We start from the raw sequence: 13,206 nt of genomic DNA on the forward strand, positions 1-13,206 counted from the left end.
ATGACCGATCCGCTGACCGGCCTCCTGCCCGGCCCCGACCCCGACCCCCTGCGCGACCCCTGGCGCGAACCGATGCGCCTGGCGCTGGAGGAGGCGGTGCGGGCACCCGAGACGGGAGATGTGCCGGTCGGCGCCGTCGTGCTGGGCCCGGACGGCTCCGTACTCGGCCGCGGCCGCAACGAGCGCGAGGCCCACGGCGACCCCACGGCCCACGCCGAGGTCCTCGCCCTCCGAGCCGCCGCCCACCACCTCGGCGGCTGGCGGCTGACCGGCTGCACCCTGGTGGTCACCCTGGAGCCGTGCACGATGTGCGCCGGCGCGATCGTCCTGTCCCGCCTGAACCGGCTGGTCTACGGCGCCGTGGACGAGAAGGCCGGCGCGGTCGGCTCCCTCTGGGACGTCGTCCGTGACCGCCGCCTCAACCACCGTCCCGAGGTCATCGGGGGCGTCCTGGCGGAGGCCTGCGCGGCCCCCCTGACCGCCTTCTTCCGCAAACCCTGAGCCTCGCCCTGAGCCTCGCCCTGAGCCCCGTCGCGCGGGCCGGTCCCGGAACCGATTTCGGTTCCCGGCCACCCGTCCGCTAGGCTCTCCCTCGGTAGCGTGTCCGAGCGGCCGAAGGAGCGCGCCTCGAAAGCGCGTGAGGGGGCAACTCCTCCGTGGGTTCAAATCCCACCGCTACCGCTCACACACCCTCCTGATCTGTGGAAACGCGGGTCAGGGGGGTGTTTTGCATAGGGACACGTCCACCAGTCGGGTGGAACCGTCCAGCTACGTGAGCCCGCACGCCCCCAACTGGCCTCATTCCTCCGCGTCACGGACCAGGAGTGCGATCTGCACCCGGTTGTCGACCGCCAGCTTGGCGAACAGGCTGCCTATGTGTGCCTTGACGGTCGCGACGCTGATGTACAGCCGCTCGGCGATCTCCGGGTTGCCCAGCCCGTCCGCGATGGCCCGAGCGGTGTCGAGTTCTCGTGTCGTCAGGGTGGACAGCTGTTTCCGCGCTGCTTCGCGGGATGAGTCGCGAGCGTGAGCGGACCGCGGGCTGGTGGCCGCGGCGATCACCCGTGCCGTGGCGGCCGGACCCAGCACGGGGTTGCCGTCCGCGACGGTCCGCACCGCGTCGAGAAGCCGCGGCGGTTGGGTGTCCTTGAGGACGAACCCGAGTGCTCCGGCGTGCAGTGCGCCGAGCACCAGATCGTCGGAGTCGAATGTGGTCAGCATGAGCACCCGCGGCGGCGCCGGTCGGGTGAGGAGTTCCCGGGTCGCGCTGAGACCGTCGCGGCCGGGCATCCGCACGTCCATCAGGACGACGTCCGGCCGCTGCTCGTCCACCACGGTGAGCGCGGCGTCCCCGTCGGCCGCCTCCGCGACGACGGTCAGGTCCGGTTCGCCCTCGATGACGAGTCGCAGCGCCATCCGCACCAGTTGGTCGTCGTCGACGATGACGACGCGCACCGGCTCCCGCTCGGTATCCACTCATGCTCTCTTTCCGTGGGTGGGGTTCGGCCAGGGTAGCCGCGCGGTGAGGAGGTATCCGCTGTCGGGCGTGGGGTGGTGGTCGAGTTGTCCGCCGGCGAGGGTGATGCGTTCGGTGAGGCCGAGCAGGCCGAATCCCGATGCCGGGGGTGGTGCGGTCGCCGTGGTGGCCGGGGAGTTGCGGACGCTGACGTTGAGACTGTCGCCGACGGTCCCCTCGAGGGTGATGTGTACGTGTGCGCCCGGGGCGTGTTTGGCGGCGTTGGTCAGTCCTTCCTGGACGATCCGGTAGCAGGTGCGTCCGACGACGTCGGAGGGTGTCCCCGTCACCGTGGTGGTGAGCGTGACGTCCAGTCCGGACGTGCGGGCGTCGGCCACCAGGTCGGGGATGCGGTCGAAGGAGGGCTGGGGTGGTTCCGGGCGGCCCGGGTCGGCCCGGAGCACCCCGAGGACATCCCGTAGTTCTTCCAGGGCCTGGTGGGAGCCTTCGGCGATGCCGCGGACCAGCACGCGGTTCTCCTCGGCGGTGAGGTCGCCGCGGTGGTCCAGCACTCCGGCCTGCATGGCGACCAGGGAGATCCGGTGCGCGAGCACGTCGTGCATCTCGCGGGCGATCCGGTTCCGTTCCAGGGCCCGTGCCTGCGCCGCCCGTGCGGTCTGTTCCCGTTCCGCGCTCTCCGCCCGGTCCCGCAAGGACCGCACTTCGACGCGCCGCGCCCCGATGGCCATGCCCACGGCCACGGCGATGCCCGCGATCAGCGCCGGGAACGCGAGTGCGAGCCACAGTGGGCCGGGCGGGGTCGGGTAGAACCCGCCGGCGAACTGTGACGCGGTCACGAGGGCCAGCCCGACGACCGCGCTCTCCACCGGACGACGACGCGTGGAGAGCGAGACCAGCGCCAGAAACGCGGCGCCGGAGGCGAGTGCCGACGCGGTCGAGGCGATCGCGACTGTCATGGCGACGCCGAGCGGGAACCGCCGCCGCCACAGAAGCGCCGTCAGACAGCCGAGAGCCACCAGCGGATCACCGATGAAGAACCACGAGCCGGTTCCTGTCGACTGTCCCCGCATCACCACACCGATGGAGAGCCAGAGCGGTATGCCCACCGCCGCGGCCGCCATCAGCCGCCAGGTCTGCTGCCACCACCCGAGCCGTGGCGCGACGTCCGTGTTCACCTGGTCAGTATCGCGACACGGTGCGGCCGGTGATTCGGCCCGCGGGATGACGCACCCTCGACCGGAGTCGAATCACCACCCCGCCTTGGGCCGGAGGCGAGGCGAGCCGCCGGGCCGATGTGCCTGCCGGGCCGCACGGACAGACTCGTTCACGTGCCGAGACGACCGAACACCAGGCGGAGAAGCGCGATGCGCAAGGGTGGCTTTGTGGCCCTTGAGGCGGTCGGGATGGTGATCACGGCCCTGGCCGTCCAAGCGATGATCCGCGCCCTGCTCGACCAGGACTTCGAGCCGCTGTGGGGCAATCTCACCTGGGTCCCCGGCGGACTCCCCGGCCAGATGATCCTCCTCGGACTCATCGCGCTCGTCGCCATGGTGTCCGGTGGCTGGGCACATACCCGCAAGGAACCGGCCACCGAGCGGGCCGGACATCCCGGGGGAATCCGCGACCGGGAACGACCTGACGCCCATCCGGACGACAGACCCGCGTCTACGGCCGTACGTGCCCCACAGGAGGACATCGGATGCGCAGATCTCTGCCCCTCGCCCTCGCCGCCACCGCGGTGGCGGCGACCGCGGTCACGGGAGTGTCGGCGGTGGCGACGCCGGACAGGGCGGCCGCGAGGCCGGACACCGTGGAGTGGGGTCCGTGCCCGGAGAAGACCGCCTCACCCCTTAAGGCCGACTCACCCCGTCTCCAGTGCTCCACGCTCGAAGTCCCGCTGGACTACCGCGATCCCGACGGCCGGCAGATCGAGATCGCGATATCCCGGCTGGCGAGCAAGAACCCCTCGAAGCGCCGCGGCGTACTGCTGACCAATCCGGGCGGCCCCGGCATCACGGGACTCGGCTACCCGGCCGTTCTCGCCGCCTCCGGGCTGCCGCAGAAGGTGCTGGACTCCTACGACGTGATCGGCCTCGACCCGCGCGGCTCCGGCCGCAGCACGCCGGTGACCTGCGATCTGACGCCGGAACAGCGGAACCGCGGCAACACCCCGCCGTACGCGCACACCGCGGCCGATGTCGCGCGGGAGGCGGGGAACGCGCGGACCATCGCCAAGCAGTGCGCCACCTCGCGCACGGCGTGGATGCTGCCGCACACCACCACCGCGAACACCGCGCGCGACATGGACCGGATCCGGGCGGCGCTGGGCGAGCCGAAACTCTCGTACCTCGGTGGGTCCTACGGCTCCTACCTCGGCGCGGTGTACACGACGCTGTTCCCGGGGCGCAGCGACCGGATCGTACTCGACAGCAACCTGGGCCCCGGCGGCTCCGACGTCACGGCCATGCGGTCGCTCGCCCGTGGACTGGAGGACCGGTTCCCGGACTTCGCCGCGTTCGCCGCCGCACACCCCGAGTACGGTCTGGGCACCACACCGCAGCGGGTGACCGCGAAGTTCTTCGAGCTCGCGAGGCGGTTGGAGGCGAGGCCGGTCCGGGGCATCGACGGGACGTTGTTCCGCGGGATCACCTTCGACCGCCTCTACAGCGATGCGTCCATGCCCTCGGTGGCCGAGATGTGGCAGGCGCTCGACAAGGATCGGCCGCTGCCGCCCGGCACTCCGCCGTCAATGGAGAACATGGAGAACTTCATGGCCGCCCGTTTCTATGTGATCTGCGGTGATTCACGCTGGCCGGGGACGGTCCGGGAGTATCAGCGGAATGTCGCGGTCGACCGGCTGAGGTACCCGATGCTGGGCGGGTCCACGGCCGGCATCGGACCGTGCGCGTTCTGGCCGGACAAGCGGGTCGAGCCGCCGGTGCGCATCGGTGACCGGGGCCCGTCGAACGTGCTCATGGTGCAGAACGAGCGCGACCCGGGGACCCCGCTCGCCGGAGCCCGGGAGCTGCGGCGGGCGTTCGGGAAGCGGGCCACGATGGTGACGGCCGACCAGGGCGGACACGGCGTCTATCCGTTCGGCCGCAACACCTGCGCGAACGACGCGGTGACGGCATTCCTGACCGCCGGACAGCGCCCGTCGCGGGACCTCGCCTGCGCGGCGGAGCCGAGCGAGTAGCGGGAGGGAGGCATGTTCAAGGAGTGGCGGCACCGTCGGGCCGTACAGCGGGTCAAGCCCGGGGACGGGCGACCCCTGAAGCGCTTCCGCTGGTGGCAGATGCTTACCCGCGCACTGTTCCACCTCCGGCTGATGAACGACGACGGCCGGCAGACGGTCTACGCCGTCGACGTCAAGCATCAGAACGCGTCGGACGGCTACGTCAAGGCCCATCTGTACCTCGATGGCAGGCATCACGCCGAGTCCAGAGTCCCCGCCGTCTTCCCCGTCCAGGGCGGCACCGTCGAGGTGAAGGCGAGCGGCTTCGGGCTCAAGCGCTGCCACTACGTCACCGCCGAGGGGTCGGAGTTCCAGCTCATCCCGGACCCCGCCTCCGCCGAGGGGCGCCGCGCGCGCTTCGAAGGGTCGCACCCCGCGCTGAGCCGCTGGATCGGTTTCCTCTCGGTGCTCGTGCTCGTCATCGGCCTGGTTCTCCTGATCCTCCAGCTTGCCGAACAGGTCACCCGGGATCCGGAGGGCTTCGCCCAGTACGTCGGGACCTTCACCTCGCCCATCGATCTGTCGGCGTGGGGCAACACCGTGGTCGGGCTCGTCACCGTGGCGGCCAGCACCGAGCGGGCGCTGCGGCTGCGCTGCCACTGGCTGCTCGACGGCGGGGTGGGATGACCCCGCCCCGCCCCCGGGCCGGCCCCGTCAGGGACCGGACGGGGGCGGCTGCTGCGGGGGCTGTTGCTGGTTGGGGTCGGGCTGGGGCTGCTGGGGCGGGGGCTGGTTCGGGGGCGGTTGGTTCGGGGGCGGTTGGTTGGGCGGCGGCTGGTTCGGCGGGGGCTGGGGCGGCGGAGGCGGGTTCGGCGGGGGCTGGTTCGGCGGGGGCTGCGGTTGCTGCTGCTGGCCAGGGTCCGAGGGCTGATCCTGCGGCTGCTGCTGAGCCGGGTCCGACGGCTGATCCTGGGGCTGCTGCTGGCCCGGGTCCGACGGCTGATCCTGGGGCTGGTCCTGCGGCTGCTGACCGGGGTCCGAGGGCTGGTCCTGGGGCTGCTGCTGGCCCGGGTCCGACGGCTCGTCGGAGGGCTGCGACTGCTGCGAGGGGGTTCCGGACGGGCGCTCGGTCTCCAGCGGGGTGAACCGGTCCGACGGCTTCATGGTGACCTTCGGCGCCTCCCGCAGCCGCGGGGCGTGCTGCTCGCCCGGCATCGCCAGGTACTTGGGGTAGTCGGCGCGGGCCAGCACCGTGTCCCGCGGGTCACCGCTGCCGTCGCCGTCACCGAGCGGGCGCTTCAGGAGCTCGGCCTTGCCGATCCCCACCAGGACGAGGTGCTTGGCGTTCTTCGTGGCCGGACGGATGACGGTCACCGTGCTACGGGAGAAACCGTTCCACTCGGGCCCGGTGAAGGTCGGCTTGGCGTTGCGCGGCGGGGCCGAGACCCTTACCGGGTTTCCGGAGTCGCACTTCACGACGGGCAGACCGCGCGCATCGACGAAAACCGCCGTTCCGGCCTGGAGAACGGCGGACACCGGCTTCACCCCACCGCGGTAGCCGTAGGTCTTCGCGTAGGTGTCGGAGCGCAGAGTGACGCTCGTGAGCCGGTTGACGAAATCGGGGATGCCGTCGGGCGAGATGTGCTGGACCTTGCTCCAGGCGGCGCCCTTCTGCTTGTCGGCGTCGAGGTCATGGAGCAATCCCTGCCGGTCACAGGGCTGCCGGTTCCGGACACCGGCGTAGAGACCGGGGGTGTTGCCGCGGAAGGCGCGGCCCCCGTTGGACGGCGAGACCACATGTGTGCGGTCCCGGCCCACGGAGGAGGTGAACGCGGGGACCGAGGTCTTTCCGACGGGTTCCCGCCGGTATTCGACCGTCGAGGCATATCCGGGGGCTTCGCCGGGCGCTTCCTTGGAGGCTTCCCCGGATGCCTTATCGGAGGAGGAGACCATCCCAAGGACCACCACGACGGCGACCACGACGACGAAACCGACGACGAATGCTGAACGACGCGAGGTGAGGTGCCATGAGATCGAGCGCATTTCCCTCTCCTTCCCTTACCTCGCCCCCATCCTGCGCTCGCTCCACACACCCCCGCTTCCCCCGAAACCTTGACATCTCACCCCACCTTTGGGGGACTTGGGCCGCGTTTGCCCGTCGCCGCTCGCAGAGCCGCCCCCGGTCCGGGTGCAAACCCGGACCGGGGGCGGTCACTACCCCTCGCGGTCCATGCGCGGCGAATCCTCCGACCATGTCGGATCTTCGTCGCGTATCTAGACTAAACGGACGTGCTCCAGTTGGCATCAGAACGGACAGAAGATACGGACCGGAGTTCCGGACCAGGCAGCCGAGGAGGACCGGATGAGCGGCCCTGTCGTGGTGGGGGTCGACGGCTCCCGGCGCAGCCTTACGGCGGCCGAGTGGGCCGCACGGGAGGCGGCGCGGCGCGGGGTCGCGCTGCGCCTCGTGCACGCCTGTCCGCCGCTGCCGCGCAGGGTCTCGCCGGTGCCCGGGGTGGACGCCTGGCAGAACGTGGGCGAGCAGATGCTCGGGCAGACGGTGGCCGACTTCCGGGCACGCCTTCCGGAGCTCGCGATCGACGGGGAGCACACCGCCACCGAACCGGCCGAGGTCCTGCTCACGGCCGCCGCGAGCGCCGGGCTGCTGGTGGTCGGGGCCCGGGGCTGGGGTGGCTTCGAGGGGCTTGCGGTGGGCTCCGTGGCGCTGCGGGTGGCGGCGATGGCGGACTGCCCCGTCGTCACGGTGCCGGATGAGCGCCATACGGGCGCCGGGTGGGACGGTACGGATACGGACGAGGTGCAGCTCGGCTTCGACGCGCACGCCCCGGCGGAGGCGCCGACCGCCTTCGCGTTCCGCGCCGCCCAGGAGCGGGGCGTCCCGCTGCGGGTGGTGCACGCGTGGGCGCTGCCCCCGGCCTCCCCGTCGGCCTGGATGCTCACGGTGCTGGAGGAGGACCGCGCGATGTGGGAGGACCAGGAGAGCCAGGTGGTCTCCGACGCCCTGCGGCCGTGGCGGGAGGGCTGCCCCGAGGTCACCGTGGTGCCGGATGTCGTTCTGCTCAATCCGGCGGAGGCGCTGGTCAGGGCCTCGGAGCGGGCCGGCCTGCTGGTGATCGGGCGCCGTACGGCCACCCGGCCCACCCAGCTGCGGCTGGGGCCGGTGGCCCATGCGGTGCTGCATCACGCCCGCTGCCCGGTGGCGGTCGTACCGCACCCCGGGCCCTGAGCCCACCCCCGCGCCCTGAGCCCGCACCCCGCGGCGCTCAGCCGAAGAACACCCCGAATTCCGAGTACAGCGCGGGATCGACGCCCTTGGTGCCCACCGTGGCGTCCGCGAGCGGTATCCGCACGATGTCCGTGCCGCGCAGCGCCACCATCGTGCCGAAGTCCCGATCCTTGACCGCGTCGATCGCGCGCAGCCCGAAGCGGGTGGCCAGCCAGCGGTCGAAGGCGCTGGGCGTCCCACCGCGCTGGATATGGCCCAGGACCGTGGTGCGGGCCTCCTTACCGGTGTGGTCGGCGATCTCATGGGACAGCCACTCGCCGATACCGGACAGCCGGACATGGCCGAACTCGTCCAGGCTGGAATCCTTGACCACCATCTGGCCCTCCTTCGGCACGGCCCCCTCCGCCACCACCACGATCGGTGCGTATCTGATCGTGAAGCGGTTCTCCACCCAGGCGCAGACCTGGCCGATGTCGAAGGGCTGCTCGGGGATCAGGATGACGTTGGCACCGCCCGCGATGCCCGAGTGCAGGGCGATCCAGCCGGAGTGCCGCCCCATGACCTCGACCACCAGGGTGCGGGTGTGGGATTCGGCGGTGGTGTGCAGCCGGTCGATCGCCTCGGTGGCGATATTGACGGCGGTGTCGAAGCCGAAGGTGTAGTCGGTGCCCGCCACATCGTTGTCGATCGTCTTGGGCACCCCGACCACCTGGATGCCCTCACCCACCAGCGCCGCGGCGACCCCGAGCGTGTCCTCGCCGCCGATCGCGATGAGCGCGTCCACCTCGTACTCGGCGAGCGTCTCCCGCACCCGGTCGACCCCGCCCTCGCCGGCCAGGGGGTTGGTCCTGGAGGAGCCGAGGATGGTGCCGCCACGCGGCAGGATGCCGCGCACGGCCGGGACGTCCAGCGGCACGATGGCTCCTTCGAGCGCGCCGCGCCAGCCGTCCCGCACCCCGACGAACTCGAAGCCATGGACCTCCACGCCCTTCCGGACGATGCCGCGGATCGCGGCGTTGAGCCCGGGGCAGTCACCGCCGCCGGTCAGCACACCGACACGCATCTCCGCTCCCTCCGCGACGGCGCTCGCCGCTGCCGTCGCCGCTCCTTCCGGCGCCATCCTTGCTCCCCCTCTTTCTCCAGAATCCACCCATATGCAGCGCGGCGCCCACAGCGGCGTAGGGGTGTCCCCACAACACCGATCTGTTCATCCGACTGGTACGACTGATGCGCCAGAGGTGTGGATAGACTCTCGCAACTGCACAAGGGCACAGCGGGGAGAGGCAGCACAGATGGCCCAGGCGAAGAAAATCGCGCTCTATATGCTGATCGTCTTCGTGCTGTACACGATCATCAAGACGCCGGCCCGGGCAGCCGACCTCGTCCAGGTGGGTTTCGAGGGCATATCGGACGCCGCCAAAAGTGTCGGCGAGTTCATGACGGAACTGACCAACTAGCCTCGCGCCCCTCCCGCCCCCACCCTCGAACCCCCGCCCTCTTCCGTCCTTTATCGGGCGATTTCTCTACCAACACGTGGTAAAGCGGTGCTTGCACACAGTGCACATGTCTTGTGATGCTATGACCGCTTTTGCCGGGTGAGTGCATCGTGAAGGGGTGGCGTGACCGTGTCGGCCCGTACCGCGCCCAGAACCCCGCCCCAGGGCGATGGCGGCAGCGAAAGCGGCAGAAGCCGCGGGGCTGACGCCAGAGCGCTCACCCAGGTGCTCTTCGCCGAGCTCTCGGGCCTCACCCCAGGAACCCCCGAGCACGCCCGCGTGCGCGCCGCGCTGATCGAGGCCAATCTGCCGCTGGTCCGCTACGCCGCGGCCCGCTTCCGCAGCCGCAATGAGCCCATGGAGGACGTGATCCAGGTCGGCACCATCGGCCTGATCAACGCGATCGACCGGTTCGACCCGGACCGCGGGGTGCAGTTCCCGACCTTCGCCATGCCGACCGTCGTCGGCGAGATCAAGCGCTACTTCCGCGACAACGTCCGCACCGTCCACGTCCCGCGCCGGTTGCACGAGCTATGGGTGCAGGTCAACGGCGCGACCGAGGACTTGACCGTGCTGCACGGCCGCTCCCCGACGACGGCCGAGATCGCCGAACGGCTCAAGCTCAGCGAGGAGGAGGTGCTGGCCTGCATCGAGGCGGGCCGCTCGTATCACGCCACCTCCCTGGAGGCCGCCCAGGAGGGCGACGGGCTGCCCGGTCTCGTCGACCGGCTCGGCTACGAGGATCCCGCACTCGCCGGAGTCGAACACCGCGATCTGGTGCGCCATCTGCTCGTACAACTGCCCGAGCGCGAGCAGCGTATCCTTTTGCTCCGTTACTACAGCAACTTGACGCAATCTCAGATCAGCGCCGAGCTCGGTGTCTCCCAGATGCATGTGTCCCGGCTGCTGTCCCGGAGCTTCGCCAGGCTGAGATCCGCAAACCGGATCGAGTCCTGATCCTTGCGAGGGACCTCCGTCCCGGGGCCTCAAGGCTGTAATGTCGACATGGCGCTACAGCGTGTTGCCGACATGTGACATTCTGCGTGAACCGCGTTTGCCGCGGCCCGACCTCCGGTATTCAGGGGGAGGCTGCGTCGGACGCGAACCGCGCAGCTGGGATCCGTCCGCGACCTCTAGGGGGTGGCATGTCCGTAGAACTGGGCAGCTCGAAGGTGCTCAACAACGACGCACCGCTCATGCCTGACGACTGCGACGCCATCGACACCCGCACCCTCTCCCGCTCCCTCTTCCTGCGGCTCGCCACACTCGACAAGGACAGTGCGGAGGCCGGCTACGTCCGTGACACCCTCATCGAGCTGAACCTCCCGCTCGTCCGCTACGCGGCGGCCCGGTTCCGCAGCCGTAATGAGCCGATGGAGGACATCGTCCAGGTCGGCACCATCGGCCTGATCAAGGCGATCGACCGCTTCGACTGCGAACGGGGTGTGGAGTTCCCGACGTTCGCCATGCCGACCGTCGTGGGCGAGATCAAGCGGTTCTTCCGCGACACCAGCTGGTCGGTGCGGGTCCCGCGGCGGCTCCAGGAGCTGCGGCTGGCCCTCACCAAGGCCAGTGACGAGCTGTCTCAGAAGCTCGACCGCTCCCCGACCGTCACGGAGCTCGCCACGGCGCTGGGCGTCTCCGAGGAGGACGTGGTCGACGGGCTCGCGGTGGGCAATGCCTACACGGCCAGCTCGCTGGACTCCCCGTCCCCCGAGGACGACGGCGGCGAGGGGTCGCTCGCCGACCGGCTGGGGTACGAGGACAGCGCACTGGAGGGCGTGGAGTACCGCGAGTCGCTCAAGCCCCTGCTGGCCAAACTGCCGCCGCGCGAGCGCCAGATCATCATGCTGCGCTTCTTCGCCAATATGACGCAGTCGCAAATCGGCGAAGAGGTCGGGATCTCCCAGATGCATGTCTCCCGGCTGCTCACCCGGACCCTGGCCCAGCTGCGCGAGGGCCTGATCTCGGACTGAGCCGTCACCGGCCGGTCCCCTGCCGGATCCCTGTACACCTGACGGGTCGTCAGCCACACTGGCCCGATGCGATACGCATGGAGCCGGACAACGGGCCGCCGAGGCACGGCAATCGCCTCCTCGGCGGCCGCGCTGTGCCTGGGGGCACTCCTCAGTGGCTGCGGCGGTGGCGGCGACGGCTATGTGGCCGCCGGAGCGGCCGGACCCGATGGCCAGCGGACCGCGAACGCCGTGCCGCCCAAGGGCGACGTCGACCTGGTGCCCCTGGACGAGGACGGTACGGACGACGATCGCGGCGGTAAGGGCGGTAAGGGCGGCACGGACGGGAAGCGCGATCGGGGCGCGGCCGGACCCACCGCCACCACGGACGGCGGAACGGACGGACCGGCCTCGCGGGCGCCCTCGGCGTCCGCGAAGGCCCCCGGCCGCACGGACGGATCGGGCGACCCGGGCGGCGGGAAGGGCGGATCCGGGGCCCCGGGGCGTACGGACGACGGCCCCAAGGGCGACGACGGGCCCAAGGGCGGCGAACCCGGCGAGCCCTCGCCCTCCGGCCCGGGCTCGGGTTCCTCGGACCCCTCCGGCACCCCCACGCCCACCGGACCGGCCGCTCTCAAGGTCGGCAAGCCGGAGCGCACGGCGACCGATGAGCGCTGGTGCGAGAAGGTGAAGGTCGAGTTCCGCAACACCGGAGGAGCGCCGATCGCCTCGGGCACCGTCACCTTCGGAACGCATGTGATCGACGCGCTCGGCATCGACTGGGCCACGCTGGAGTCCAAGGAAGAGCTGCCCGCGCCGATCGGCGCGGGCCAGAAGAAGGAGAAGACCTGGACGGTGTGCGTGGACGACTGGCGGGTGCCGCTGGGCATGCATATCGAGACACAGGACGTCTCGGTCAGCTGGAAGCCGTAAGGCCGACCCGGCAGCCGTAAGCTCAGCCCAGCGCCAGCCAGGCCACCGCCGCGACGATCACGACCGCCGCGACCACACCGACGATCAGGCCGACGCGCGAACCGCCGCCCGATGCGGTGGACGTCTGAGGCTGCCGAGTGCCCTCGTCGACGAAGGCGCGGAACATCTGTGTGGAGCCGGCCGGGTCCTGGTTCCCGTTGGGACTCTGGGGGTTGTTCGCCATGAGCCCCGACCCTAGCGAACGAGCGGATTCTGGGACACCCCCGGGTCTCAGCAGTCTCTTGCACCTCAGCCGCCCCGCTTGACCGACTCCAGGGGGACTCTTTAACGGCAATTTACCGCCCAGATCATCCTTTCATTTGCCTGTAGCAACTAACTTCTTCTATGGTTGCCTTAAGCAACCGACCTTCTGATCAATCCCACTGGGGGTGCCGTGGCCACGCAGCGCCACTATGAGGAGCTGGCCCGGCAGCTCAGCGCCATCGGCACCGTCAAGCGCGGGCTCGGGCGCGCTCTGCCGGCCGACTGCCCGTCGGGCTCCGCCGTCGTCCTGATGCTCCTCGACCGCTACGGCGAGATGCGCATGGGCAGGCTCGCCGAGCTGCTCGACATCGACATGTCGGTGACCAGTCGGCATGTTGCGCACGTCGCGGACCGCGGCTGGGTGGACCGCAAGCCCGACCCGCTCGACCGGCGGTCGCGGCTGCTGAGCATCAACCCCAGCGGTCGAGCACTGCTCGGTCAGGTCTCCGAGCGCTACACGAACGCGCTCGCCAGCTGTCTGAGCGACTGGTCGGACGAGGACGTCGACCGCCTCAACGAACTTCTCGCCCGGTTGCGGTCGAGTTTCGGGGACACCCGTTCCCGGGCTCTGCCGCATCAGGCGGAGACCAGCATCACCCGTACACCTTCGCAACGTTAAG

General features: G+C 70.5%; 14 protein-coding genes and 1 tRNA gene. 10 read left to right on the plus strand and 5 right to left on the minus strand.

Going from position 1 to position 13,206, the window contains the following annotated elements:
* Both tadA and KHP12_RS26100 read left to right on the plus strand, forming a co-directional pair.
* Positions 1-501 carry a tRNA adenosine(34) deaminase TadA gene (gene tadA / locus KHP12_RS26095; protein WP_037956789.1) on the plus strand — a complete coding sequence of 167 codons (501 nt, stop codon included), beginning with the start codon at positions 1-3 and terminating at the stop codon, positions 499-501.
* A gap of 93 nt (positions 502-594) precedes the next feature.
* A tRNA-Ser gene (locus KHP12_RS26100) sits at positions 595-681 on the plus strand.
* A 117-nt stretch (positions 682-798) separates the two neighbouring features.
* Here the strand turns inward: KHP12_RS26100 and KHP12_RS26105 are convergent.
* Both KHP12_RS26105 and KHP12_RS26110 read right to left on the minus strand, forming a co-directional pair.
* Positions 799-1,476, minus strand: coding sequence for a response regulator transcription factor (locus tag KHP12_RS26105; protein ID WP_210609510.1), 678 nt, complete (start codon positions 1,474-1,476; stop codon positions 799-801).
* The gene (locus tag KHP12_RS26110) at positions 1,477-2,652 is read right to left on the minus strand and encodes a sensor histidine kinase (RefSeq protein ID WP_086885855.1); all 1,176 of its coding nucleotides are present in this window, start codon (positions 2,650-2,652) and stop codon (positions 1,477-1,479) included.
* A 524-nt stretch (positions 2,653-3,176) separates the two neighbouring features.
* Here KHP12_RS26110 and KHP12_RS26115 point away from each other — a divergent pair.
* Together KHP12_RS26115 and KHP12_RS26120 are read left to right on the plus strand one after the other, a co-directional pair.
* Entirely contained in the window at positions 3,177-4,673 is a 1,497-nt protein-coding gene (locus KHP12_RS26115; protein ID WP_086885857.1) for an alpha/beta hydrolase, read from the plus strand.
* 12 nt (positions 4,674-4,685) lie between these two features.
* Positions 4,686-5,339, plus strand: a complete 654-nt coding sequence (locus tag KHP12_RS26120) for a hypothetical protein (protein ID WP_086885858.1) — start codon at positions 4,686-4,688, stop codon at positions 5,337-5,339.
* 27 nt (positions 5,340-5,366) lie between these two features.
* Here KHP12_RS26120 and KHP12_RS26125 read toward each other — a convergent pair whose 3' ends face one another.
* Complete coding sequence (locus KHP12_RS26125; protein WP_210609512.1) at positions 5,367-6,695, minus strand: DUF6777 domain-containing protein; 1,329 nt, start codon at positions 6,693-6,695, stop codon at positions 5,367-5,369.
* 319 nt (positions 6,696-7,014) lie between these two features.
* Between KHP12_RS26125 and KHP12_RS26130 the strand changes: the two genes are divergently transcribed.
* Entirely contained in the window at positions 7,015-7,899 is an 885-nt protein-coding gene (locus KHP12_RS26130) for a universal stress protein (protein ID WP_210609514.1), read from the plus strand.
* 37 nt (positions 7,900-7,936) lie between these two features.
* On the opposite strand, the gene KHP12_RS26135 is transcribed toward KHP12_RS26130, so the two are convergent.
* Positions 7,937-8,962, minus strand: coding sequence for a 6-phosphofructokinase (locus KHP12_RS26135; RefSeq protein ID WP_210610444.1), 1,026 nt, complete (start codon positions 8,960-8,962; stop codon positions 7,937-7,939).
* Positions 8,963-9,191: 229 nt separating this feature from the next.
* Here KHP12_RS26135 and KHP12_RS26140 point away from each other — a divergent pair, with 229 nt between their 5' ends.
* The 4 genes from KHP12_RS26140 to KHP12_RS26155 all read left to right on the plus strand — a co-directional run bounded on the left by KHP12_RS26140 (position 9,192) and on the right by KHP12_RS26155 (position 12,283).
* Entirely contained in the window at positions 9,192-9,356 is a 165-nt protein-coding gene (locus KHP12_RS26140) for a hypothetical protein (RefSeq protein ID WP_165556256.1), read from the plus strand.
* Between the two features lie 162 nt (positions 9,357-9,518).
* Positions 9,519-10,352, plus strand: a complete 834-nt coding sequence (locus KHP12_RS26145; RefSeq protein ID WP_037956765.1) for an RNA polymerase sigma factor SigF — start codon at positions 9,519-9,521, stop codon at positions 10,350-10,352.
* Positions 10,353-10,540: 188 nt separating this feature from the next.
* On the plus strand, positions 10,541-11,371 hold the full coding sequence (locus KHP12_RS26150; RefSeq protein ID WP_020870119.1) for an RNA polymerase sigma factor SigF: 831 nt from the start codon (positions 10,541-10,543) through the stop codon (positions 11,369-11,371).
* Between the two features lie 66 nt (positions 11,372-11,437).
* Positions 11,438-12,283 carry a hypothetical protein gene (locus tag KHP12_RS26155; protein ID WP_086880306.1) on the plus strand — a complete coding sequence of 282 codons (846 nt, stop codon included), beginning with the start codon at positions 11,438-11,440 and terminating at the stop codon, positions 12,281-12,283.
* Positions 12,284-12,305: 22 nt separating this feature from the next.
* Here the strand turns inward: KHP12_RS26155 and KHP12_RS26160 are convergent, their stop codons facing one another.
* Positions 12,306-12,506 carry a hypothetical protein gene (locus tag KHP12_RS26160; protein ID WP_037956761.1) on the minus strand — a complete coding sequence of 67 codons (201 nt, stop codon included), beginning with the start codon at positions 12,504-12,506 and terminating at the stop codon, positions 12,306-12,308.
* A gap of 210 nt (positions 12,507-12,716) precedes the next feature.
* On the opposite strand from KHP12_RS26160, the gene KHP12_RS26165 reads away from it, so the two are divergent.
* Complete coding sequence (locus KHP12_RS26165) at positions 12,717-13,205, plus strand: MarR family winged helix-turn-helix transcriptional regulator (protein WP_086880307.1); 489 nt, start codon at positions 12,717-12,719, stop codon at positions 13,203-13,205.
* Position 13,206 lies beyond the last annotated feature (1 nt).

Origin of the sequence: Streptomyces asiaticus (genome assembly GCF_018138715.1) — a bacterium.
GTDB lineage: Bacteria > Actinomycetota > Actinomycetes > Streptomycetales > Streptomycetaceae > Streptomyces > Streptomyces asiaticus.